The organism is Occallatibacter sp., assembly GCF_049582745.1.
GTDB lineage: Bacteria > Acidobacteriota > Terriglobia > Terriglobales > Acidobacteriaceae > Telmatobacter.
On record NZ_JBAUUO010000051.1, the window covers coordinates 87,287 to 110,330 of the forward strand.

General features: G+C 57.5%; 15 protein-coding genes. 6 read left to right on the forward strand and 9 right to left on the reverse strand.

Features of this window, described 5'->3' with window-relative positions; translation table 11 throughout:
• The first annotated feature begins 8 nt into the window (after positions 1-8).
• A complete protein-coding gene (locus WCA10_RS07145; RefSeq protein ID WP_472821816.1) occupies positions 9-2,672 on the forward strand; it encodes an ADOP family duplicated permease in 2,664 nt (887 codons plus the stop codon).
• 61 nt (positions 2,673-2,733) lie between these two features.
• On the opposite strand, the gene WCA10_RS07150 is transcribed toward WCA10_RS07145, so the two are convergent.
• Together WCA10_RS07150 and WCA10_RS07155 are read right to left on the reverse strand one after the other, a co-directional pair.
• Positions 2,734-4,047, reverse strand: coding sequence for a 6-bladed beta-propeller (locus WCA10_RS07150; RefSeq protein WP_472821817.1), 1,314 nt, complete (start codon positions 4,045-4,047; stop codon positions 2,734-2,736).
• Between the two features lie 50 nt (positions 4,048-4,097).
• Entirely contained in the window at positions 4,098-5,600 is a 1,503-nt protein-coding gene (locus WCA10_RS07155; protein WP_472821818.1) for a cytochrome c3 family protein, read from the reverse strand.
• Positions 5,601-6,022: 422 nt separating this feature from the next.
• Here WCA10_RS07155 and WCA10_RS07160 point away from each other — a divergent pair, with 422 nt between their 5' ends.
• Positions 6,023-7,054, forward strand: coding sequence for a sensor histidine kinase (locus tag WCA10_RS07160; protein WP_472821819.1), 1,032 nt, complete (start codon positions 6,023-6,025; stop codon positions 7,052-7,054).
• 654 nt (positions 7,055-7,708) lie between these two features.
• Here the strand turns inward: WCA10_RS07160 and WCA10_RS07165 are convergent.
• Both WCA10_RS07165 and WCA10_RS07170 read right to left on the reverse strand, forming a co-directional pair.
• A complete protein-coding gene (locus WCA10_RS07165; protein WP_472821820.1) occupies positions 7,709-10,060 on the reverse strand; it encodes an ABC transporter permease in 2,352 nt (783 codons plus the stop codon).
• On the reverse strand, positions 10,057-10,410 hold the full coding sequence (locus WCA10_RS07170) for a PadR family transcriptional regulator (RefSeq protein ID WP_472821821.1): 354 nt from the start codon (positions 10,408-10,410) through the stop codon (positions 10,057-10,059). The genes WCA10_RS07165 and WCA10_RS07170 overlap by 4 nt, the downstream gene beginning before the upstream one ends.
• A 933-nt stretch (positions 10,411-11,343) precedes the next feature.
• On the opposite strand from WCA10_RS07170, the gene WCA10_RS07175 reads away from it, so the two are divergent.
• Together WCA10_RS07175 and WCA10_RS07180 are read left to right on the forward strand one after the other, a co-directional pair.
• Positions 11,344-12,783 carry a sigma-54-dependent transcriptional regulator gene (locus WCA10_RS07175; RefSeq protein ID WP_472821822.1) on the forward strand — a complete coding sequence of 480 codons (1,440 nt, stop codon included), beginning with the start codon at positions 11,344-11,346 and terminating at the stop codon, positions 12,781-12,783.
• Between the two features lie 159 nt (positions 12,784-12,942).
• Entirely contained in the window at positions 12,943-13,800 is an 858-nt protein-coding gene (locus WCA10_RS07180) for a c-type cytochrome (protein ID WP_472821823.1), read from the forward strand.
• Positions 13,801-13,811: 11 nt separating this feature from the next.
• On the opposite strand, the gene WCA10_RS07185 is transcribed toward WCA10_RS07180, so the two are convergent.
• The 5 genes from WCA10_RS07185 to WCA10_RS07205 form a co-directional block, all read right to left on the reverse strand.
• Positions 13,812-15,686 (reverse strand): cytochrome c3 family protein, encoded by a 1,875-nt coding sequence (locus WCA10_RS07185; protein WP_472821824.1) that lies wholly within the window; start codon positions 15,684-15,686, stop codon positions 13,812-13,814.
• A gap of 11 nt (positions 15,687-15,697) precedes the next feature.
• On the reverse strand, positions 15,698-16,747 hold the full coding sequence (locus WCA10_RS07190; protein ID WP_472821825.1) for a 6-bladed beta-propeller: 1,050 nt from the start codon (positions 16,745-16,747) through the stop codon (positions 15,698-15,700).
• 23 nt (positions 16,748-16,770) lie between these two features.
• Entirely contained in the window at positions 16,771-18,603 is a 1,833-nt protein-coding gene (locus WCA10_RS07195) for a hypothetical protein (RefSeq protein WP_472821826.1), read from the reverse strand.
• Between the two features lie 117 nt (positions 18,604-18,720).
• On the reverse strand, positions 18,721-19,746 hold the full coding sequence (locus WCA10_RS07200) for a peptidylprolyl isomerase (protein ID WP_472821827.1): 1,026 nt from the start codon (positions 19,744-19,746) through the stop codon (positions 18,721-18,723).
• 67 nt (positions 19,747-19,813) lie between these two features.
• Positions 19,814-20,695, reverse strand: coding sequence for a hypothetical protein (locus WCA10_RS07205; protein WP_472821828.1), 882 nt, complete (start codon positions 20,693-20,695; stop codon positions 19,814-19,816).
• 553 nt (positions 20,696-21,248) lie between these two features.
• Here WCA10_RS07205 and WCA10_RS07210 point away from each other — a divergent pair.
• Both WCA10_RS07210 and WCA10_RS07215 read left to right on the forward strand, forming a co-directional pair.
• The gene (locus WCA10_RS07210) at positions 21,249-21,944 is read left to right on the forward strand and encodes a tetratricopeptide repeat protein (RefSeq protein WP_472821829.1); all 696 of its coding nucleotides are present in this window, start codon (positions 21,249-21,251) and stop codon (positions 21,942-21,944) included.
• Complete coding sequence (locus tag WCA10_RS07215; RefSeq protein ID WP_472821830.1) at positions 21,931-22,584, forward strand: tetratricopeptide repeat protein; 654 nt, start codon at positions 21,931-21,933, stop codon at positions 22,582-22,584. Before WCA10_RS07210 ends, WCA10_RS07215 begins: the two co-directional genes overlap by 14 nt.
• Positions 22,585-23,044 lie beyond the last annotated feature (460 nt).

The window sequence follows — 23,044 nt, forward strand, 5'->3', positions numbered from 1 at the left end:
ACACCGTAATGAATTCACAACGGTTTTCCGATCGGAACAAGAAGGATCAGGAGTTTGCCGAAGAGATTGATTCTCATCTTGCCCATGAAGCGGATGCAAACATCGCGCGTGGGCTCGACCGGGAGGAGGCGCGCAGGCAGGCATCCCTGCGCTTCGGCAATCCGCGAACTGTGCGCGAACGCGAATGGCGTTACCGTTCCCTTCCCTGGATTGAAGACCTGGGGCGCGACCTGCGATTCGCCCTGCGGTCCCTTGCCAAGGCACCCGGCGTTGCGATCATCGCTGTTGTCGTAATTGCCGTTGGAATCGGTGTAAATACCGCGGTCTTTTCGGTAATCGATGCCGTCCTTCTTAAGCCGCTGACCTATCCCAATCCCGACGAATTGGTTTCGCTCACAGAAACAACGCCGCAGGGAGCGTTCGCCGTAGCCAGCGTTCCCGAATTCAATCTGTGGCGTCAGCAGACCACCATCTTCCAGAAGGTCGCGGCCTATGATTTCGGCGGAGCCGGACTCAACCTCACTGGAACGGACCATCCACAGCAGGTCCAGGGAATTCACGCATCTGCTGAATACTTCGCAATGTTCGGCGCTCCGGTCATCGCCGGACGCACCTTCACAGCCGCAGAAGACAGCCCCGATGGCGGCCACGTCACCGTCCTGAGCTACGGCCTATGGAAGAGCCGGTACGGCGCCAATCCGAAGATCGTGGGGTCAACCATTCAGCTGGATGGCCAGCCTTATCTGGTCATCGGAGTCATCGGTCCCGGATTCACTACCGATGCGCCTGCCGATCTCTGGGTGCCATTCCAGTTCAACCCCAATTCGAAAGACCTGGCCCATTTCTTTACAGTGGCCGCGCGACTAAAATCCGGAGTCACGGTGGACGAAGCCAAAGCGAACCTGCGCCTGGTCGCCGACCAATTCCGCAGGCTGTATGGCGCGGACACACTTCCGCGCGAAAGCGGATTTGGCATGACTTCTCTTCGGAAGGAAATGATCGGAGACATAGGCCCTCGGCTTCTCGTTCTGTGGGGAGCGGTCGCCTTTGTGCTGTTGATCGCCTGCGCCAACGTGGCAAATCTTCTGCTCGCCAGAGCTGCCTCGCGGAAGCGGAAATTCGCGACGCGTGCTGCTCTTGGAGCCGGCCGCGGCCAGATCATCCGGCAGCTCCTCGTCGAGAGTCTCACGCTGTCGGTTACAGGTGGACTGATCGGGCTCGGATTAGGTTTCGCCGGAGTTCGCCTCTTGCTCAGGATCAATCCCGGCGATATCCCGCGCATCGGCGAAAACGGCTCAGCAATTTCGCTTGACCTCAACATTCTGCTTTTCACCCTCGGAATTTCGATTCTCACCGGCATCGTTTTTGGCCTTTTGCCTGCGATCGGTGCGTCGCGCGCGAATCTAGCCGCCGCCCTGAACGAAAACGGCACTCATGCCAGCATGGGCGTTCGCGGCGGAAAGCTCCGTTCCGGGCTGGTCATCGCCGAGATGGCGCTGACGGTGGTTCTGGTTGTCGGGGCGGCGTTGCTTATTCGCACCTTCATGAACCTCGAATCCGTCGATCCCGGATTCGCAATGCACAACGTCATCAGCATGTCGATGTCGATCAGCGGCGACCGCTTTCAAAAGACCGCGCCCGTAGCACAAGTTATCCAGGAAGGAACCGACCGCCTCCACACAGTTCCGGGAATTCTCGATGCAGGCGTTAGCAACTGCCTGCCCATGGTCGGAGGCTTCGGGATGGGCTTTGACGTCGTTGGCCGTCCCAAAGGAGATGCCAGATCTTCCGGCGGAGCGGGCTTTTGCTCCATCTCCTATGGATATGTCTCTACCCTCAAAATTCCCCTGCTGCGTGGCCGCAATTTCATACGCCAGGACGATGCCGCGGCCCCAGGCGTCGCGTTGATCAACCAGGCCATGGCCCGCCAGTACTGGCCCAACAGCGATCCATTGAAAGACCGAATCCTTATCGGCGCTGGCGCCGGCCCCGCCTTTGCCGAGGGCCCTCGACAAGTTGTTGGGATCATCGGCGACACCCATGATCGCGGTCCAGAGAACGACCCCGTTCCCATGATGTACATCCCCCTGGTACAGATGCCGGACCTGGAGACTGCGCTCAATTCTCAAGTCGCTCCGCTCTACTGGTTCGTTCGCAGCCAGGCAGACCCGCACACGCTGGTCGCTCCCATTTCCACTGCTTTACGCCAGGCCAGCGGAGGCCTTCCGGTTGCCCATATCCGCACCATGGAGGAACTCGAAGCCGGCAATATCGCGCGTGAGCGATTGAATATGTTGCTGCTTTCCGTCTTCGGCTTCGCCGGGTTGCTCATGGCAGCCATCGGTGTCTACGGCGTGATGTCCTACTCCGTTCAACAGCGCACGCAGGAACTTGGCGTTCGCATGGCACTCGGCGCCCAGGCCTCCAACCTTCGCAACATGGTGATCCGTCAGGGAATGACCTTGACCCTGATCGGAGTGCTCATCGGGGCCGGCGGTGCCTTCTGGCTCACAAAGTTCCTCGCCGGCTTCCTCTTCGGCGTAAAGCCGCTCGATCCCATATCGTTCGTCGCAACGCCGGTCTTGTTAAGTGTCGTCGCCCTTATCTCGGTTTGGGCACCGGCATTGAGGGCCACGCGGGTCGATCCAATGACTGCCCTTCGAGTCGAATGAACGAGGATTCGATCTTCTCGTCGAACTTCCTCGGCAGGTATCGGTCTTTAAGATTTAGCGCTTAATTCCCCGGAGCCTTGTTCGGCGCTGCCGCTTCCGGAGCCTTCTGCGGAGCAGCCTCAACCGGCTTCTCCTGCGCCGGTGCCGCGGCCTTTTGCCGGCGATCCGCGGCCTTCTGCAATTCTTCGTCCTTCTTCGCCTTTTCCTCCGCAGCCTGCGCATCGGTCACATAGCGAAAAACCTGCAAACGTCCCGGCTCCTGCTCTGTCGTGAACACCCGGTTATTCTTGTCGATCGCCACGCCCGTCAGCGATCGGAATTGCCCCGGCAGTTCCCCATGGCCCATTCCGACATACGTCAGCAACTGGCCATCCTTGTTGAACACCTGCAGCCGGTCATTCATCTGGTCCGCGACCCAGATGTGCCCGTCGGCATCGACCGCGATCCCCTTCGGACGCGCAAAATACCCCGGCCCATCGCCGTGCTTGCCAAACTCGCTCACAAAGTTTCCATCGGCGTCGAAAATCTCAACACGATTGTTCAGCGTATCGGTTACATACAGGTTGCCGTCCGCATCGACCGCTGCGCCCTGCGGAGCGCCAAAATCCCCCGGCGTCGTCAGAAAGTGATTCTTTCCGCCGGTGCCAATGCGCCGCAGCGGCTTGAGCGTATCCGCGTCGTATACAAGCACCTGGTCCTGCTGCGTGTCGACCACGTAGAGAAATCGGTTGGTGGTGTCGATCGCCAGGCCCACGGGATCGACAATTCCCTCCGTGATCTGGTTCTCCAGCGCGTGCTTGGGATTGAAAATCAGCACGCGGTGCATCTTGCCGTCGGAAACAAACAACCGGTCGTCGTCATCGATCGCCAGCCCGTTGATCCAGCCAAAATGCGCATCAATGCCGTTGCGGATCATCTGGCAGTCGCGCGTCTCGGTGTTGAAGATGAATACCGCGCCCACTCTCTGGTCGGCGACATACACAAACCCCTTCGAGTCGATCGCGATGCCATACGGTCCGATCATCTGAAACGGAAAGCTCTTCGGATTGATCCTCTCCGCATCTGTCTGTCCGCCTGCCAGCCTGTCCATCCAGCTTGACTTCGGCTTGGCGTTCGCTGTCGGCGTGTAATCGATCTTCGCCCCCGCAAAATAGTCCAGCCAGTGAATGCGTCCGATACTCGGCGGGCTTGGCCACACCAGCTTGGTCGGGTCGAATGCAAATTTGCGCGGCCCCACTTCCGCCGCAGGCGCGGTCGACGCCTTCTTCTTCTTGGCTGCGTTTGCGGTTAAGGAAAACGTAAGGCCCACCGCCAGCAGAAGCAGAACCGTGAGCTTATCGCGAGTGCGGATCGAATTGAAGAGGAAGCGAAACATCTCAATCTCCAGTACCTGCCGCGTGCAGCATCGCTGCATCGCTCGCAGCATTATTTTCCAGGCACCACCGTCTCATTCATGTTGAGCCGGTTCTTGTGGCAGTTGTCGCAAAACGCCATATTGTTTACCTGGTCCTTCACCAGCAGATCGGGCTGCGCCGAAGCGTGCGGTTGATGGCACGACAGGCAGCTGAGCGGCGTCTTCACTTTGCTTTGATTCGTCGGGTCCATTACGTCTGAAACCGGATGACCTTCCACTGGATGCCCGAGACCATAGCGCAGCGGCAAAATCGCAACCTTGTTCTTCACGTAGTAGTCATCGGGCAATCTCACCGTGCCGTTAAAAATCGTGAGCAGGTGATTCGCTTCATCCTTCTGCGGAGCCGAATCGGGCCCGTGGCACTCCAGGCAAAGCCCGTTGCCCTTCACCCGCACCAGGTGCTCGTTGTCGCCGCCATGCGCCGTGTGGCACGTGCTGCAACCCTGCGCGAACGCCGGCTGATGATGCACCGACTTCTTGCGCAGATCGTCGATGTCGCTGTGGCACCCCAGGCAGATACTCACCGCATCCGTCTTCGGCAATCCCGGCTGGCTGCTCGCGTGCGGATTGTGACAATCCGTGCAATCGCCCGCAGCGCCCGGATGCGGCACCTTTGCCGAATCAATCTGTTTGGCCACGTCGTCGTGGCAGGTAACGCAAAGCGCCTTCACATCCGCCTGCACCAGCACCACTTTCCCATCCTTCGCCGGCTGGTGGCACGTGTCGCATCCATTCCCCTCGAACGGCGCATGCTGGAACTTCACCATCAGCTTCGGCGAATCCGACTGGTGCGGATCGTGGCATTGCACGCAGTTAGCCGTCCCGAACGGCTGATTGTTGTGCGCCTTCGCCAGTTCGGCATCCTTCGGATCGTGGCAATCCACGCAGAGTGCAGGTGCCGGCTTCGTCAGATGAAAGCGGTTCTCCGCCGTCGGCTCGGCGCCCGTCTTGTGGGTCAGGTGGCACGTATCGCATCCCATGTCGAGCGCGGCATGACGGCTGCCTTTTTCCGAAACATGCAAACCCGTCTTGTGGCAGCCCAGGCAGAGATTCTCTTTCTCGTCGCCGGATTCAGCCTTCACCAACTGATTCTTGTTGTCGCTCGAATGCGGATCGTGACAGGTCAGGCAATCGCGCACGGCCGGCGGATGCACCATTCCCTTGATATCCGCGGCCTTCTTGTCGGCATGACAACTGATACAAAGCGCAACCGGCGTGGCCGTGATGAGCTTCACCCGCGTTACGTCCTTGTTCACCCGAATCTCATGGCAACTCAGGCAGCCCATCTCCATCGCCGAGTGTACAAACTTGTGTTTGGCCTTGTCGTCGTGGCACTCAAGGCACTTCTTCGGGTCGGTATTCTTATCCAGCGGAACCGGGTGTACTGCTGCGCCGGCACGCAACACCAGCATCAACATCAGGCCAACACTGATGAAGCGACCAATGCCGAACCGGCGTTCAGCGAAGCCGGCATCCATTCCCCGGAACAATAGACAATGAAGGAGCAGTTTCATACGGTTTCTTAACTAACTCTGCTTGCACGACGGTCGCCGTAATCCGGTTCCACGGCCGAGCCGGATGTCCCATGCCCAACCATCGGTGCATCAGCAACTTCGCAGCTTGATTAGATACGGAATCAGAACACGTTTCTGTGATCTAAAACACATCGTGGGCGTTCTGCCTCACCCGCGTCCGCCAAATCCCCCATCCGATCCGCCGATTTTCCGCTCACCGGCGGTTGCGCCAAATCCCCGAGATTTCGCCTTCCCGATGCGCGATTTAGCGCAAAATCCACGCGCGCACAATCTGTGAGATTCGCCTAAGTCTATTAACCTCGTGGTTTAGATCTCTCGCACCTTCTGGTGCCCCGCTTGCTCTATCTCGGTGGGGACTGCACGTGCATCCAGTTCGAGTCAATTGGCAGATCAAGGCAATCATGCCCGTAGTCTTCGTGCTACTGGCGGGGCTGCTCCTTTTCACCTTCGCCACGTTCTCCCTCCGCGCGACCGATCGCCACGCAGTGCTGATGGTCGCCGGTGCAGGAGCGGTCATCATCTGCGCCGTTTCCATCGGCGTGCTGGCTTATCTGATCCAGCGCCCGATGGTCGAATTGCAGGAAAAGGTCGCCTTGATCGGCGCCGGAAACCTCGATGTCACCGTCAGCTTCTCCCAGCGCAACGATGAAATCGGAGATCTGGGCAGGAATTTTAATCGCATGACGCAGCAATTACGCGAGAGTCGTAAGGAGATTGAGACCATGCACCGCACACAGATGTCCCGCGCCGAGCATCTGGCCACGCTTGGCGAACTGGCAACCGGTCTGGCTCACGAAATTCGCAACCCGCTCGCCGGCATCGCTGGCGTTATCGACATCATCGGTCGCGATCTGCCTGCGTCGAGCCCTGCCCGCGCCATGGTCAAGGACGTTCGCCTCGAAATCAACCAGATCAATCGCATTCTTACCGACCTCCTCGAAACCGCCCGCCCCCATCCGCCGCAAATGATGCGCAGCAACCTCAACACCACCGTCGAACACGCCGTCATGCTGGCGCGTCAGCAGGTTCTCAGCCATCCCATCAAGATCGAACTCCACCAGGCCCCCGACCTTGCTGAAGTCGAACACGACAGCGATCAGATTCACCAGGTGGTTCTCAATCTTCTTCTCAACGCGGTGCAAGCCATCGATGGCCCCGGCACCGTGACCGTCCAGATCGCCTCGGACGAAGACTGCGCCGTCATCACCGTCACCGACACCGGCCGCGGCATGACAGAACAACAGCAGTCGCAGATCTTCCGGCCCTTCTATACCACGCGCAGCAACGGTACCGGCCTCGGCCTCTCCCTCGTTCGACGCATTGTGGAAGAGCACCAGGGACACATCGAAGTCAAAAGCGAACTCGGCAAGGGCAGCACCTTCGAAGTCCAACTCCCCTTCGCCCCCACCGCCATCCCCGCCGAAGTCGCCTGATTCTGAATCCGGTTTTCGCCGCGAGAAGGGGCCTTTGGTATCGGCGTGAGAACCCAATGAACTGGCTAACTCGCTCCGTCGTGAAGCGGCGCTAACTTGCTAACTCGCAACACCGTAAAGCCGCGCTGACTTGCTAACTCGCAACGCCGTGAAACGGCGCTAACTTGCCATTTATATCTTCAAATACAGTTCTTTCCGAGTCTCAGCACGACACTGACCAGAGTTCTCACGCGCACACTGTAGGCCCCGAGAAAGCTCCTTGAAGAAGGTGCGAGCTTCAAAACCCCTGCATGGACCCCGTGCGTCAGGGCACGACTTTTAGTCGTGTCGTAAAGCGGCAAAACAAGTTCGTGGCTAAGCCCTGAGAAATGTAGTGTCCGAGTTGACGGTCACTTGACCGCTTCGCGCCTTTCGTCCTGGAGGGACGAATCGAAAATAGCCCCGGGTGAAACCCGGGGAAAGCAGCGCAATTCCAATTCGCGCCCCGTAGGTGGCGTTGCGCCCCCTGGCTGAAGTTTCCCCATCGGCGGTGATTCACCCGAAATCTTCGAATCACTCTCTCTGCCGCACAATGAGTGCATTGGCGATGATGTGCTCATTGAGATTTGGCATGCACAGAAGCGGTGGACACTAAGTCTGTTCGCACTTTAGGACTCATTCCATTCTTAGTGCTTTCACGGGATCGACACAGGCTGCGCGCCGCGCCGGGACGAGAGCAGCGACGCAGGCAGCGGCGGCCAGGGTAATGACAGCCCCGGCCATCACCAGCGCATTCACGTTCGTGATCTCATAAAGCTGTGCTTTCATAGAGCGCACACAAGCGATGGACACAGGAATGCCGATCGCGAGACCGAGCGCGGTCTGATAAACCGCACCGCGCATCACCATCCAGACGACTGCGGTGCGTCTGGCACCGAGCGCCATGCGGATTCCAATCTCCTGTGTGCGGCGTGCCACTGAATATGCTGTCACACCGTAAAGGCCAATTGACGCCAGCAGCAGCGCGAGTGCACCGAACAGCAGCGTCAACCTTGAAAGCATTCGTTCAGAGGTGAACTGGTCCCCGATTTGCGCCTGGAAAGTTTCAAACTTTACGACAGAAAGATTGGGATTAATGCTCGAAAGTGTTCGGCGCGTGATGGCCTCCATGTTCGCTATGGGCCGCGCTGTCTCCAGCACAATTGCACCGATGTAGACATCGTCGTTCGGATCGACCAGCTTACTCGGAACTGGTGGATGCTGCATCAGGGGAACGAAATACATTGCGTGGTTTTTCCACCGCACGCTCGTATAAGCGGTGTCTTCCACCACACCGACAATCTCGTAGTCTCCCGATGAGGTTGGCCCCGGCGGTCCAAAGCGATGTCCAATTGGGACTTCGCCTGGCTTGAAAAACTCTCTGACGAAGGCCTGATTCACTACGGATACCAGCGATGCAGTCGAAGTGTCCTGTGCTTCGATCCCACGGCCCATCAACACGTGCGTTCCAACCGCGTCGAAATACTCCGCGTTGGCCTTCACTATCGATGCACCCTGATGATGCAACCACGGTTGCCCCTGAATTTGCACACCCCAATCGTCGTTATCGGCTTCCATGGGTGTATAGGTGCTCAGGCCCACCTTCTCGATGCCGGGCACGGCGTGGAACCGTTCCTCCATCGTCCGGGCAAGCGCCTCTAACTGCTCCACCTTGTACCCTGCCGCCTGCGGATTCACGTGGACAATATACCGGTTTGTTGCGTCCAGCTTCAGGTCGGTGCGTTGGAGCTTGTTCAAGCTCTGCGTGAATATTCCCGCACCCACAAGCAGTACCACGGAAAAGGCCGCCTGCACTACGACAAGGCTGCGTTGAAGAATCGAAGCTCCCCCGGTCATCGTCCGCGTTGCGCTACGCAGCGAATCCGCCGGCTCTGCCCGCGACGATATCCACGCAGGCGCAACACCAAACAACACGCCGGTCACGAGTGAGACGCACAGCGCAAACGCCAGCACCTGCCACGATGGGCTCGCGTGGATGGGCACATGCTGTTCGCCCGTGAATTCCAGCGCCAGCAACATCCGCGCACCTCCATACGATACCGCCAGAGCTGCAGTGCCTCCTAAAACCGCCAGGACGACGCTCTCGGTAAGCAGCTGCCGCACAATCCTTCCCCGCCGCGCTCCCAGCGCTGAGCGCACGTTCATCTCAGAGGTGCGGCGCATACCGCGTACCAGCAGCAGGTTGGCAATATTCGCGCAGGCAATCAGCAGCACAATCCCTGCGATCGACATTAGGAGCCGCAGGCGGTCACCGTAGGCTTGTTGGAGGTTTTGGATGCCACCGCCGGCAGGAGTCAGCACCACATGTACCCGATCCAATAGCGGCCGGTCGTGTGCAGAGGCGTAAACTTTGCTCGTCGCATAGAAGTTCTTGAGCTGCGAACTCAACTTCTCCTGGAGCGGTCCCCAGACTACACCGGGCTTCAGCCGCCCCACCACATACAGCCACGCCGTGTCGGGATCATTCACGTAGCCAGCGCCCAACAACCCTGGCATGGCATGGATGGGCAGATAGAAATTCGGCGGCGCGCTCGCCAGCCGGTCACCATAGAATCCTTTCGGCGCAACCCCAACCACTGTAACCGGCTTCGTATTCACCCAAAACGTGCTGCCTACAATCGCCGGATCGCCGTTGTAATCGCCCTTCCATGTCTCATAGCTCATGACCGCCGCATCCGGTGCCCCGGCTACGTCATCTGAATCGGCGATCAGTCTTCCCGTGGCTGGCTCCAGTCCGAACGTACGGAAATAGCTCCCCGACACAAACTCGCCCTCGGCAGAGCGCGCAAGGTTTTGGCTGCCTTCCCTGCGCGCAATGATTGGCCGAAATTCGAATCCGGCCTGCATTGCTGCCAGCTCCTCAAACTCCGGGTTTTCTCTGAACTCTTCATAAGTATGCGTTGAGAAAATCGCGTAATCCCCATCAGCAGATGTCGTAGAACGCGCACAGCTCGTCAGCCAACTCATGAAGTTTCCTCCAGTGTTCCCTTGAGGATGAGGCCGACGATATCGGTGAGGCGGCTCCAATTCTCGGTCTCGGCTTGGAGATGGGCGCGGCCCTGGGCGGTGAGCTCGTAGAACTTGGCTTCCCGGCCGGTCTCGGACTCTTTCCACGCGGCCTTGAGAAACTTCTTGTATTCGAGTCGGTGGAGAGCGGGATACAAAGAGCCCTGCTGGACCTGGAGTGCGTCTCGCGAGATCTGCTGGATTCTTTGCGCAATGGCATAGCCGTGTATCGGTGCAAGAGCAACGACCCTCATGATGAGGAGGTCGAGAGTGCCCTGCGGAAGATCGAAGTTGCCGTCTGTCTTTTTCATGCCTATCGCTTCTACATATACGCCGCAAGCTGTAGAAGGTCAAGGTATATCGTCGAGTGAATCTTCAGGAACTGTCAGAATTTGTCGTCCTGGCATTCTCAAGTGTTGGCCAATGCGCTCATTGAGCCGGGCTGTAGAGGTTTTTTGGAGTTTCGGATGTGTTGCGGTCTACTCGGGCCTTTGGCGCATCTTCGCCCCGCTCGTAGATAATTTTGTTGCAGCATCTGCAAGTCAGGCTCGGCATGGCAACAAAATTCTTGAACAAGATTCCTGGACGGCCTCCTGCCGGCCGAAGAGGTTGAGAAATGCGCAGCCACGCGAGTTGTGAGAGTGCTGCCCCCTCGTAGTGTGGGAAAAAACTCAATGTCAAGCCCCACAAATCCCTATTCCGGCCTAAACCCCTCAGAACAAACGCCAAATGGCTTCCCCGACTTTTGCAGGTTATTTGTTCGTTAAGCCTATCCTGAATCAGTACGGGCAACCTTGGTGACTACCGCCCGTCGCTCTCGGATTTCCCTCGTTCTTGTGTTGCCTCGTTCCCGGTTTCTAAGACCTTTGCTAAGACGACTCTGTGTCTAACTCCCTTTCGGCACAAGACTTTACAAAACGGTTTCGCCGTAAACCACTGAAAAGAGCGACTTTGTTCCCAGAGTAGGGGGAGGGGTACCGCAATCATTGGCGCGTGGAGACAGACGACATTCTGAACCATCGAGCTTCGATAGTCCCTGTCCCTAGTCCCTCGGTCCCTGGTCCCTGCGCCTCACCTACGTGACCCCAATCACATTCTTTGAGAGCCAAAGCCCCTCTAATATTCCCAGCGTTGTATCGGGGATCACTTCGATACACGGTGAGTAAAGATCCCCGCTGCTGAAATCGACAACCTGGATACAAGCAAGTGAGCCCTTTGAGCTTGCGCAACACATGAGAACGACGATGCCCGCAGAAAAGGTCATGATCGTGGATGACGAGCGCCTCGTGCGCTGGTCGCTCCGCCAGAAATGCGAAGAGTGGGGTTACACCGTCATCGAAGCCGATGCCGGCGAACTGGCCCTCCGTCTCGCCCAGCGTGAGTCTCCCGACCTGGTTCTGCTCGACGTGCGACTGCCCGACCTCACCGGTATCGAAGTTCTCGACCAGTTGAAAAAGACCGGCAATGCGCGCGCCGTCATCATGATCACCGCCGATCCACAACTCGACGATGTGAAGGCCGCGCTCAAACTCGGCGCCTACGACTTCGTCGGCAAGCCGATCGACTTCGAAGCCTTGCACGACGTGATGGAGAGCGCAATCCAGGCAACCGGCGCTCGCACCGACGACCAGCACCCCTCCCGCGCCAAGGCTCGCACCGGCGCAGGCTACGAAAGCGTCGTAAGTGTATCGCCGAAGATGACTGAATTGATGAACTTCGTCAAGAAGGTCGCCTCCTGCGAAGCCTCCACGATCCTCATTCAGGGCGAAAGCGGCACCGGCAAAGATCTCATCGCCAAGACCATCCACTACGAAAGCAGCCGCTGCGAAAAGCCCTTCGTCGCCATCAACTGCTCCGCCATCCCTGAAACCCTGATGGAAGCCGAACTCTTCGGTCACGAAAAGGGAGCATTCACCGACGCCAAGCAGATGAAAAAGGGCCTGTTTGAAGCGGCCGATGGCGGCACCCTGTTTCTCGATGAAATCGGCGAACTCTCTCCCCTGCTCCAGGCCAAGCTGCTGCGCGTGCTCGAAGATCAGGTCATTCGCCGTGTCGGCGGCCTGCGCGATACCCAGGTGGATGTGCGCGTCATCGCCGCCTCTAACCGCGATCTCGAAAAAGCGGTGCGCGAAGGCCAGTTCCGCCAGGATCTTTATTACCGCCTCGCCATCATCGCCATCTTCATTCCTCCGCTGCGCGATCGCAAGGAAGACATTCTCCCGCTCGTGGATTTCTTCATCGACCGCTACAACCGGCGCTTCCGCAAATCGATTCGCGGCATTACCGACGAAACACGCCATCTGATTCTCGGCCACAACTGGCCTGGCAATGTGCGCGAACTCAAGAACACGATCGAACGGGGAATGATTCTGGAAGAAGAAGCGTTTCTGCGTTCGATATACCTGCCGTTTTCGGTTGGTGAATCCGGCGGCCGCACTCTGTTCGAGCGCACCTCTCCTGCCGATGGCGGACGAAAGCTGCCCAACGGACGCGCTCTTCCCCGTCTCTACATTCCCGAGGGCGGTACGTCGCTCGAAGAACTGGAACACTCCATGGTCGAACTGGCCATGAGCCAGGCCAATGGCAACCAGACCAATGCCGCCAAGCTGCTCGACATCAGCCGCGATGCACTGCGCTACAAGCTGAAGAAATTCAGCATGGTCCACGCAGAGGACGAAGCCTGACGCACGCCCGCAAATTCCTCCTCCCGTAGAAAGAAATCGAAAAGAGCCCAGCACAAGCAAAGCGCGGTGCTGGGAAACGATCCGAGCCGGAACAAACCCGCTCAAGCTCAATCGGAATTCTGCCGATGAACGGAACAAAGCGAAATGAGGCCTTGTTCCATGAAGCGGACTCTTACCGTCGTCCTCGTGATGTTGGCATTCGCGGGTTTCGCAGCCGCGCAAATTACCCAGCCTTCGACCGATGTTCTTGGTGCTCATTTGAACTATGGCCGCGGCTGTGCGGCGTGTCATTCGCCGCATAGCGGCACGTCCGGCAACGGCCAGTCAGGCAGCAGTGCGAACTCGGGCAATACAATCCTCTGGGGCGAAGATGTGAGCGCCCTTTACGGCAAGACCATCACGACCGGCGCAGGCAAGTACGTTGAAGTTCTGCCGTCAAGCATGTCTGCCACGACGCCCGACGTATCTGGAATGCTTACCTGTCTCGGCTGCCACGACGGCAACTTCGCCCCGGCAGCGATGATGCGAAACAAGGTCTACGAGAACCTGCCCGCTACCTACGGCAACCGCAGTTCCATCCCCACACTGCTCGCGACCACCGGCACGCAGAGCTACATCAGTGACCATCCGATGGGCCTGAACGCCACCGTCAGCTGCGGCGGCACAAAAGAATGGGACTGCACCGAAGCAAACGGCATGATCACCATGGGCGGTGCCGCTTGCCGCCGATTCGTGACCAGCTACGGATTCTTCGTCAAGCCGGGCGTCTACAACAACCGTGCCGTGGTTGTATGCACAACCTGCCACGATCCGCACGTGATGAACGTCGTCACCGTGGGGCGGAATTCCGACTCCGGACTGCCGGCGGGAACTTACGCAACCATGTTCTTCCTGCGCGCTCCCTACAATCCCAACGACACCAACCCGCTGTCGAACCAGACGGCGCAATTCTGCCGTCAGTGTCATGCGGACAAATCAAATGAGATGAATGGCAGCACCGCGGGCACAACGTTCTAGAGTGGCCAAAGCTATCTTCGGATGCCGGGCATCTTGCGCGCGCTGGCCGCCGAAACGGTGCCATCGGAGTTATGCGCAACCTGGTGACAGACCAGCGTGCAGGTATTGGTTGCGCGACTGTAGGAAATCGGCAATGCTCCATTGGGCGCCACGACGTTTACGTCGAAGTTCACCAGCCGCTCGCCGCTGATGGTGCCGCTTGCGGCTCCCAAACCGTGCGCGGTATGGCACGTGGAACAGCTCACCCCAGTATTGATATGGTCCGCATGATGGTTCCAGCTGGTGTTCTTCTCTATCTGGTTGGCAAGGTCGTGACACTTGCCGCACAGCGCATACGGTCCGTTCACGCTGAGATCGGGATTGGGAAAGAGATTGGAAATCGCCTGACCCGGCGTAATCGTCTGACTGAATTCATAGCGGCGCTCCAGGATATGCGACCAACGCGAACCATGGGGTCCGTTTGCACCCGACCCTCCGAACTCGCGATTGTCGTCGCTGTTGTGGCAGTCCGTGCAGAGGATCTGCGTTCCCATCGAGCGACCGAGAGTGATTCCGTCGAGATTCAGCATGTTCGCAAGCAAACTTGGCTGTGCAAGCGCGCTGCTCCTGGTATGCATCACCGGATGGCTCGAAGTTGCGGACACGGCAAACTGCGGGATCAGGTTGAGGGGATCGCCGCCCGAGACAGCTCGCACCGGGAAGTATCCATAGATCGCCTGAACCTGTTTCCCGGAACTGGTTCCGTGGCAACGCAGGCAGTTCTCATACTGATTCACGGCTGGAGTAAGCACTGTTGTTCCGTCGGTCGCACTCATGCCCGCAACGTTCTTCTGCGAAATGCGCATCAGCGGCGCAGGCGGAAAGATGCCGACCGGTTCTGAGCCGTGCGCGTTGTGGCAGTCGACGCAGGTCGCGTGGCGATTGTTGTTCAGCAACACACCTTCACTCGCATCGTGCGGGTTTGTCGAAGCTGGGAACGGGTGACCAACCTTGGGCGCAGCATACTCCGCAAAGACGTTCGCATACGGCGCAATCGGGGAGATGTTGGCGCCGCCATTGTGGCAGGCAATGCAATCCTGCTCATTCTGTCCGCGCAGCAGGCGACTCGAACCGCTCGCATTGTGCGGCGCATGGCACGAGATGCAAGCATTCGTTGCAACGGTCGAGTAGCTTCCAAGCAGCGCTTGGGGAGATATCTTGTTCGTGGAAAGCGCATGAGCGCTGGTGGACCAACCGGCCAGTGGATTCGACTGGCCGCCAATCGTGCGGCTAGAATCGTGGCATGCCAGGCAAAGCTCGCCGCTCGAGCTGTCCTTCACCAGGAAATTCAGCGAAATCGGATCCCTGGCCTGCACGTGCGGATTGTGGCACGACGTGCACTCCACATTTCCTTTGATCAGGTTGACCGCGTGGGTCGGGTCGGCGGTCGTTCCATTGGCAGCAAGCGACGCGGCAAGGTCGATGTTGTCCTGCAAGGGAAGCGCGAGACTGAACGGGTGCGAAGACTGCATGTTGCTGCCAAACACGTCAGTCGTCAGCATGGATCCTCGGGTCGTGACCTGGCCATATGCCACGGTGGCTCCCACGGCGACACTGCCGTCGTGGCAGCTTAGACATTGATTGCTCACGGCCCCGAGAGCTGGCTGCGTGGTAATGTTCTTTTCCGTGTTGCTGCTGTAGGTTGTGTACGTTTGCGTGGTCAGCTTCTGGTTCCAGAGCCCCATATTCAGCCCGGAGTGCGGAGCATGACAATACGCGCACGAGTCTGGCCGCGAACCCGTCAACGGAGACGAGCTTCCGGATCCAAGATTATGAACGCCCAATGCGTCTCCGACAATCTGCGCAGACAGGCTTGTCGCTGTCAGCAGAATTATGAGCGCAGCCAAGAATCTGATTCTCACTTTGCCGCCCCCGCCGCAGAACTCTTCACGCCTACATACTGAAACACCTGGATCCGCCGGTTGAACGAATCCACCACATACACCTTGTCGTCATGGTTGATAAACAAGCCCGAGGGCAGTTGAAACTCTCCGGCATGCGTACCCTTTCCGCCGAAGTAATACAGCAGCTGGCCCTGACGGTTGAAGACCTGCACCACGCCCCACAAGGCATCCACAATATAGAGATCGCCTTCCGAGTCGACACTCACCGCCTTTGGCCGGAACATGGCCCCCGTCGTGTCGCCAATTTTTCCGATCGAATAAAGAAACTTCCCTGTGCGGTCGAACGCCTGTACCCGAAAGTTCATGGCATCGACGACCAGGAGGTTCGGACCGCTCAAACGCAGCTCCGTCGGCAGATTGAATTCGCCATCGCCGTCGCCGGTCTTTCCGATCGTCTGAAGGATGTTCCCCTGCATGTCCAACACAAAGACCTGGTCGCGCAAAGTATCGGTGACATAAATGCGCTGTTCCGTCGAGTCTACGGCAATTCCGGTGGGCCGCTTGAAATAACCTTCACCGCCTTTCAGGCTACCGATGGCGCGGACATACTTTCCACTCGGCTCAAATACGAAGATTTTGCCCGCGTCCGAATCGGTTACATAGATATTGTCCTGGGAGTCGACCGCAACGCATTGCGGTGTTTTCATCGCATCCTTGCTTTTTTCTCTGCGCTCGATGAACTTGTACTTGCGCTGCGCAAAATCGAAGATATGGACGCCGGAAGCGCCGGGATCGGTCACAATAATGCGCCCGTGCGAATCGCTGGTAATGCTGTAGGGGCGCACCAGAAAGCGGTAGTCGGGTGATCCGGCAACGACATCTACGAGCTTGTTCCAGAATCCGCGATTCGGCTTGACCTCGGATTCCGACTCGAAGCTTCGCTCCCAGGTAAGGCTGCGACCGCCGTCGAGCGACATCTCCCAGAGTTCCCGCGCGGCCGGCGCCTTTGGTTTTGGCGCGGCCCAGACGGCAAAAGGCAGCAGCGCCACGCAAGCTGACCACACGGCGATGTTCCGGCATTTCCGGATTAGAAGAAGTTGAACCACCGTGAGATCCCCATGTAGTACGACGAGATCACCTCGGGCTGCGAACCAGAGTTGCTGAATCCCTGTTCCAGCCGGGCGTAGCCGCTGATGAAGTTCAACTTGCGAACCTGATATTGAATAAGAGCATTGTATTGGGTGTTCTCGTTTGAAGAAGCAATGCCACTGCTTTGGGTGTTGCTCGTTGATTTCGCATACGTCGCCGCGAATATAAGCTTCTTCACCGGCGTGCTCGAAACCCCGAAGGAATAGCTCTTCCCACCAAAGAGACTCACCAGATCTGATGGCAGGATCGGCGTCGGCACCGGCACACCCACTAAACCAGCACCCGTTGCCAGAGCCTGCCCGTCGGCTTTGGAGTAGCTTCCCGTCGCCGTAAGGAAGGTTCCATATCCTATGCCTGCGTTATAAGACTCGCTGCTGTTTGACGTCCCGGCCTGATCAGTCAATGCGGTCCGCCCGCCGCCGCCGCCGGCGCTGATGTTGAACAATCCCCAGTTACGGCTGATGTTTCCCGAGTAGTTGTAGTACGAATTCATATAGGTGACGAGCAACGTCTGCGCGTTCTGCGCGTAGCTGAACGATTCGTTCAAGCGCCACCCGAGAATGCGGTTGCTGTAGTTCTCGGATGCTGAAATGCCGATGCTGTCCTGGCCACTTTGATCCGAGGAGTTGGCAGTTATGCTTACTGCCGAATTGATGGTTCCTTCAAGAAGCTTGTGAGTGAATGTAGCGTCACCGCCGTAGGACTTCACTCCATAGTCCTGTCCTTGAAACGTCTGCGTACGGCGCTCGAAGAAGCCTGCTGTTTGCAGATTTGGCAGAGGCGTGTAGGTGGCAACCGTCATTAGATCAAGCGAATTGGAGGACTGATCCGAGTTCAGTATTGGAGTGACGCCCCCCGCTCCAATCACGGACTGGATAATCTGTCCGGTCAGGTTGTCGGAGTAACTCGCAGTCGCGGTCACCGACAGCTTGGCGGTCGGATGTACTCCTGCGGTTGCATTCATGGTGTCGATCGAACCATTGGAATTTGTGTCAAGGTATGTCGTGTTCCAGGAAGCCCGGTTTATGCTGCCGGCAAACGAACCCCGCCACGGAAGGAGGTGCGAGAGGTTATATCCGTAAGCCGTGTTGTCCGACTGTAAATCCGAAATAGTTGCCGTAAGGACGGGCGGAATGATCGAGTGCGCTGCTCCCTTTGTATAGTAGGCGCCCATGTTGAAGCCTGCCCACCTATAGCCCGAATGCAGATTCAGGGAATGAAATGTGTTCTTCCCGTCATTATTTGTCCCGTAGACCGAATACAGGCTGTTTCCACTTTGAAATCCCGCGGAGAAGCTTGGCGCGTCGGGAAGATTCTCGCTCCAGTTGATGCCGAAAACCCCGCTATCTCCGTGGGTCACGAAATTGGCCAGCCCCGGAACGGCGTAATTTCCGTCGCTGTTGTACGCCCGGGAATAAGTGATGGAACCAGGAAACTTGCTGCCGGCGAAGATGTTGGCGCTCAAGTTGACGCCGCTGGCATCGGAGATCGACTGGAAATTGGAGTTGGCCCGAGACTGATTCAAATACGGCGAGACGTTATAGGAAAGAAAATTCGGGCTGTGAAACGATCCTGTGAGAGTAGCCGCACCTCCGAGCGTCCATCCGTGGGATGATGGCGTCATATTGCCGTAATTCGCGGTATAACCCGAAGAGATGGTACCCGTGCCGCTTGTGCTGGTCTCACCGAACCGGATTTGTGCGCCGGCAGGATTCGCCACCAGCAGAGACCCTGCAGTGACCCACAACGCACATTGAAAAAGCCGCAACACTCAATGCCATCCTTAATCTATCTCGCGTCGGATTCCGCTTGCTCAATCCTTACCGAGTTGTCTGAAGTCGGTTACACGATGCAGGCCCGATTTCGAATCCAGGCTCCTTCCGTACGGTTACATCTCGTCGATCTTTGCGTCTTTGCGAAGCCTCTGATCCAACGCAGTGCGGACCTGGTTCGTCTTCGTCTGTTGAAGTTCCTTTTGCAATTGCGCTCTGACTTCCACGAATGGAGTCTGTCCCGCAGGCGTGTGTACCTGCAGGCGCACGATGGTATAGGCCTGTTCCACCTGGATAAGGCCGCTCATGTCATTCGGGTGCATCGTATTGAGAGCCTTCACAACCTGAGGCGCCAATTGATCGACGGGCAGCGGCTTATGCTGGCCCATCATTACGCGATAGTCGTCATCGGATACCTTCTCGGCCAGCAATCCGAACTCTTCGGCGGTTTTCGTCGACTTGGCCTGCCGCAGCGCATTCTCCGCGCGCGTGCGCGCTTCCTTCAACTGCTCCGCCGTTGCATTCACGGACGGCAGAATGGAGATCGTCTGAAATGTGAATGTCTCGGGATGATGGAAGCGAGCCGGATTCTTGTCGTAGTAGGTCCGGACTTCCGCCGGAGAGATAACACTTTTTGCTTCAACTTCGGTCTTCAAGAAAGCTTCAATCAACAGCGAGCGCCGGACCTTCTCCAGCAGAAGTTGCCGGGAACCGTGAAAATCGCTCTGCAGGAAGGTGTTGTACTCCTCGGGTGTAACAAATTGCTTGCGAAAATCTGTTTCCGCCCGCTGCATCTTCGCCGCCGGAACTGTCAGTTTCCGACGCTGTGCCTCCTGAAAAGCGAGCTCTTCGAAGATGATCATCTTCAGCGCGCCGTCGCGGATCTGCTTTTCAAACTCCTTCGGAATCCCGTTGTGCTGGCGGGCATACGGAAAGATGGCGTACTCCTCGCGGACAAGGTCGGCGTCGGTAAGAATTGTGCCGTTCACGCGCGCAACCGGCTTGTCTGCTGCAGGAGCGGGTTTCATTATTGTTTGAGCTGGCGGCTGCTTGAATACGGTGGGCGCATGTGACGAAACCTGCGCGTAGGCCACACCAGTCCCCAGGAGAAGAAATCCAATAAAAGAAATTGTGTACTTCATTTAATTGACCCCCGCTTAAAAGGAAGGGGAGGGAAAGTGCTGCCCCCCTCCCCTCATGCATAAGAATCTAGAAAGTAGTAACCGCAGTGCCGCCATTGCTCTCGTTCGCTTCGCCACCATGGCACTGGCGGCAGAACTGCGCCGTCTGGTTGCTGCCGGCCGTGCCGCTGGCCGGGTTATAAGGAGCGCGAATGAAGAACATGGTTGCGTAGTTCCCGCTCGGCAGACCTGACTTCGCGCCAGTGGTTACCTTCACCACGTTCATCAAGTGCTGGTTGTGGCACGTCGTGCACATCACGACCGGCTTGGCGTTGTAGGTGCCGGGACTGACAAAGAAGCCATAATTCGTGACGAACTTGCTGGAATTTGCTCCCGTCATCAGGACCTTGCCGTTCCCGTCGATTGTGCAATCCCAGTCATATTGGCCGCCGCAACCCATCACGGCGTTCAGGCCCACCGGGTGATCATTGAGGTAATTTCCTACGCCGGTGTTGTCGTTCCCGAGCAGTGTAGGAATGGTGCCGGAGCCATAAGTCGCAGGCAGCGTCTCATAGACCTTGTTCTTCATCATGGCGCCCGTTGCATAGTTGCCATCGTGGCAACTCAGGCACATCAGCACGCCGCTAACGTCAGGTGTTCCAGCCATCAGGCTTGTGGGCAGAACCTCGGCAAAACCCGTGGTGCCGTTGGTGCTGCCGATTTGAAGCGGCTTGCCATACAAGCTGCCGAGATCTTCGCCCCAGAGAGCAACGGTACCTGCAGTTGGATCGGCTGTCTTGGCATTTCCATTTCCGTAAACGCCGCTGTGTGGTGCATGACAGGCCGCGCAGCCACGGCCGTAGTTGAGGTGGGCACCTAGAACGTCATTCGATGGTGCCGCTCCTATCTGAGCCGCCGCGAAACCTGCGGTCGCCAATAACAAAAGAGCGATGAAAAGAATATTCTTCATTACGTGGAGCCTCCTAGCGCGCACTCCTTCGAACTGTCTGAACCGTCACTTCGACATTGTGTCTTTTGCTTTCAGTTCAGACTGCCTTCAAGTGTGCACGCCTCATGCCGTTGCTTTAGCGGCTGTACCGAATTTGCACAATGCTGGTAATTCCTTGTCGACAAGGGTGTTGCGCGCACGCTGCGAGGCATAGGAAACAAGCCTGCGTAACAATCCATCACGATCCGATGGGCGTTCTGCCACACCGCATTGGTGAAATGCCCCAAGTCGTTCGTGACAGCCGTCACAAATTGCTCAATCTAAACAGCGCCGACAGTGATTCAGCGTCGGACAATCGCAACCAGCCGAGCACGGTCGTGTGATGTGCATCACGTCTTCATCTCTGACACCTTGCTTTACTACAGGGTGGCGCACGGTCACTTTCTCTATAACCTCACGAGCGCAATCAAGCCTCTGTTCGGCGACCAACGTGCTTGCTGAATCGTTTGTTGCTCTGTTGGGTTGTTCGAAAAGACAGCATTCCCGAGTTCTGCTCGCAACGGGAGTTCACGGTATGACCAACGAATCAATCACGGCGTTGCCGGTTGCGCCAACTCTTGGGGCGGCGCAGGTCTACTTCATGGCGATACTTTGCCTTTGTGCGGGACTGGGCCTCGGATACTTCCTGCGCAGTTCGCAACCGGCAGTTCCCGCGCAGCGAAACACAGCTCAGACAGCGACCGCCGCAAGCGCGCGACCCCCGGGACATCGTCCCAGTCTCGAAGAGATGCAGCAAATGGCTAACAAGCAGGCGGCACCGCTGCTCGAAAAACTTAAGAGCAGCCCCAACGACGCCTCTCTGTTGGTGCAAGTGGGAGCGATTTATCACACATCACACCAGTTCAAAGAAGCGGCAGATTACTACAATCGCGCACTTGAATCCGACCCGAAGAATGTTCCCGTTCGCACAAAGCTGGCTTCAAGTCTCTATCGCAACGGGAAGATCGATGATGCGATTGCGCAATTGAATCGCGCTCTCAAGGTCCAGCCGACAGACGCGAATGCCCTCTTTGATCTGGGGATGATCAAGCTGCAAGGCAAGGGCGACGCCAAGGGCGCGATGGCAACCTGGCAGCGCCTGCTCAAAACGAATCCGCAGCTCAGCCCTGAGCGCAAAGCCACGGTGCTGAAACTGATGGCCGATGTGATGACCATGATGGGCGACCAACACGGAATCCAGGGAGCGCAGAATAGCAATGGGCACGAATAATTCTTCTGCGAAGCACTGGACTGGGCCACGGGCCCTGATGGCGGTTTGCCTTTTGGCGGGAATTGCCGGCGGATGGGCCATTCGCGCAGCACGGAACCCCGCACAGACTAAGACCGCAAAGGTTGCCGGCATTCCAGCGGCTACCGCAACCAGCGCAAGCCCTCCACTCCAGGCGCCGAGTCCGGACCAGTTGAAGACTATGGCCGACAACCAGGCCGCTCCGCTGATCTCGAAACTAAACGCAGATCCGAAAAACTCGAACTTGCTCACCAGCATCGGGAACCTGTACTACGACGCAAAGCAGTATCAAGTCGCCGTCGATTACTACGGCCGCGCCCTCGAGTCGAATCCGTCGAATGCGACGGTTCGCACCGACATGGCGACGGCTTATTGGTACCTCGGCGACGCAGACAAGGCGATCGCGGAGTTCAACGCGGCGCTCAAGTATGCGCCGAATAATCCGAACGCCCTATTCAATCTCGGACTGGTCAAGTGGCAAGGCAAGCACGACAGTGCCGGCGCCATCGCCGACTGGAAGAAGCTGCTGGCAACCAATCCCGGCTACGCCGCCAGGGGTCAGGTTGAGAAGATGCTGTCCGATGTAGAAAAGCAAACGACGAAGTCCGGCGCGAAAAGCTGAAGTCCTCAATATCGTCATGGCAAATCAGTAGTTCCCAGGCGACGGCGCTTTCCGACAAACGCGAACTGTTTATCTGGGTGCGCAGCCGATCCTATCGACCGAGCCTGGACACTTCTCTCCTAAATTCTCTCCTGTTGGAGAACTCGGTCGATTCCCTCCACCGGTTTACGATCGAATTGAATCGGATAGATCAGTGTGCGCGGGATTCCTGCGCAGTGCGAGTTGAATTCCCTCATCGCAGTCCTCGCGAAAACTTTGCGAATCCTGTCTGCATCTCATGCGATGCTTGCGTTCTCCTGCGCGAAAGCAATGATCCGGCGGTGTTGCGATTAGAGCATTTCACTAGTTACTGTGCACGGGGTCATTTGTGTTGCAAGCTAGGAGTGGCGATTGTCCGCACACCCAGATGCCGGAACCATACTCGAACGATCTGCGAGGGAAGTTCTTTGCGGCGTATGAC

What these genes read in the sequence shown, in the direction of transcription:
- WCA10_RS07165 (WP_472821820.1), bottom strand. Translation starts at nt 10,060, where the DNA reads ATGAGTTGGCTGACGAGCTGTGCGCGTTCTACGACATCTGCTGATGGG.
- WCA10_RS07170 (WP_472821821.1), bottom strand. Translation starts at nt 10,410, where the DNA reads ATGAAAAAGACAGACGGCAACTTCGATCTTCCGCAGGGCACTCTCGAC.
- WCA10_RS07145 (WP_472821816.1), top strand. Translation starts at nt 9, where the DNA reads ATGAATTCACAACGGTTTTCCGATCGGAACAAGAAGGATCAGGAGTTT.
- WCA10_RS07155 (WP_472821818.1), bottom strand. Translation starts at nt 5,600, where the DNA reads ATGAAACTGCTCCTTCATTGTCTATTGTTCCGGGGAATGGATGCCGGC.
- WCA10_RS07150 (WP_472821817.1), bottom strand. Translation starts at nt 4,047, where the DNA reads ATGTTTCGCTTCCTCTTCAATTCGATCCGCACTCGCGATAAGCTCACG.
- WCA10_RS07210 (WP_472821829.1), top strand. Translation starts at nt 21,249, where the DNA reads ATGACCAACGAATCAATCACGGCGTTGCCGGTTGCGCCAACTCTTGGG.
- WCA10_RS07175 (WP_472821822.1), top strand. Translation starts at nt 11,344, where the DNA reads ATGCCCGCAGAAAAGGTCATGATCGTGGATGACGAGCGCCTCGTGCGC.
- WCA10_RS07215 (WP_472821830.1), top strand. Translation starts at nt 21,931, where the DNA reads ATGGGCACGAATAATTCTTCTGCGAAGCACTGGACTGGGCCACGGGCC.
- WCA10_RS07205 (WP_472821828.1), bottom strand. Translation starts at nt 20,695, where the DNA reads ATGAAGAATATTCTTTTCATCGCTCTTTTGTTATTGGCGACCGCAGGT.
- WCA10_RS07180 (WP_472821823.1), top strand. Translation starts at nt 12,943, where the DNA reads ATGAAGCGGACTCTTACCGTCGTCCTCGTGATGTTGGCATTCGCGGGT.
- WCA10_RS07200 (WP_472821827.1), bottom strand. Translation starts at nt 19,746, where the DNA reads ATGAAGTACACAATTTCTTTTATTGGATTTCTTCTCCTGGGGACTGGT.
- WCA10_RS07160 (WP_472821819.1), top strand. Translation starts at nt 6,023, where the DNA reads ATGCCCGTAGTCTTCGTGCTACTGGCGGGGCTGCTCCTTTTCACCTTC.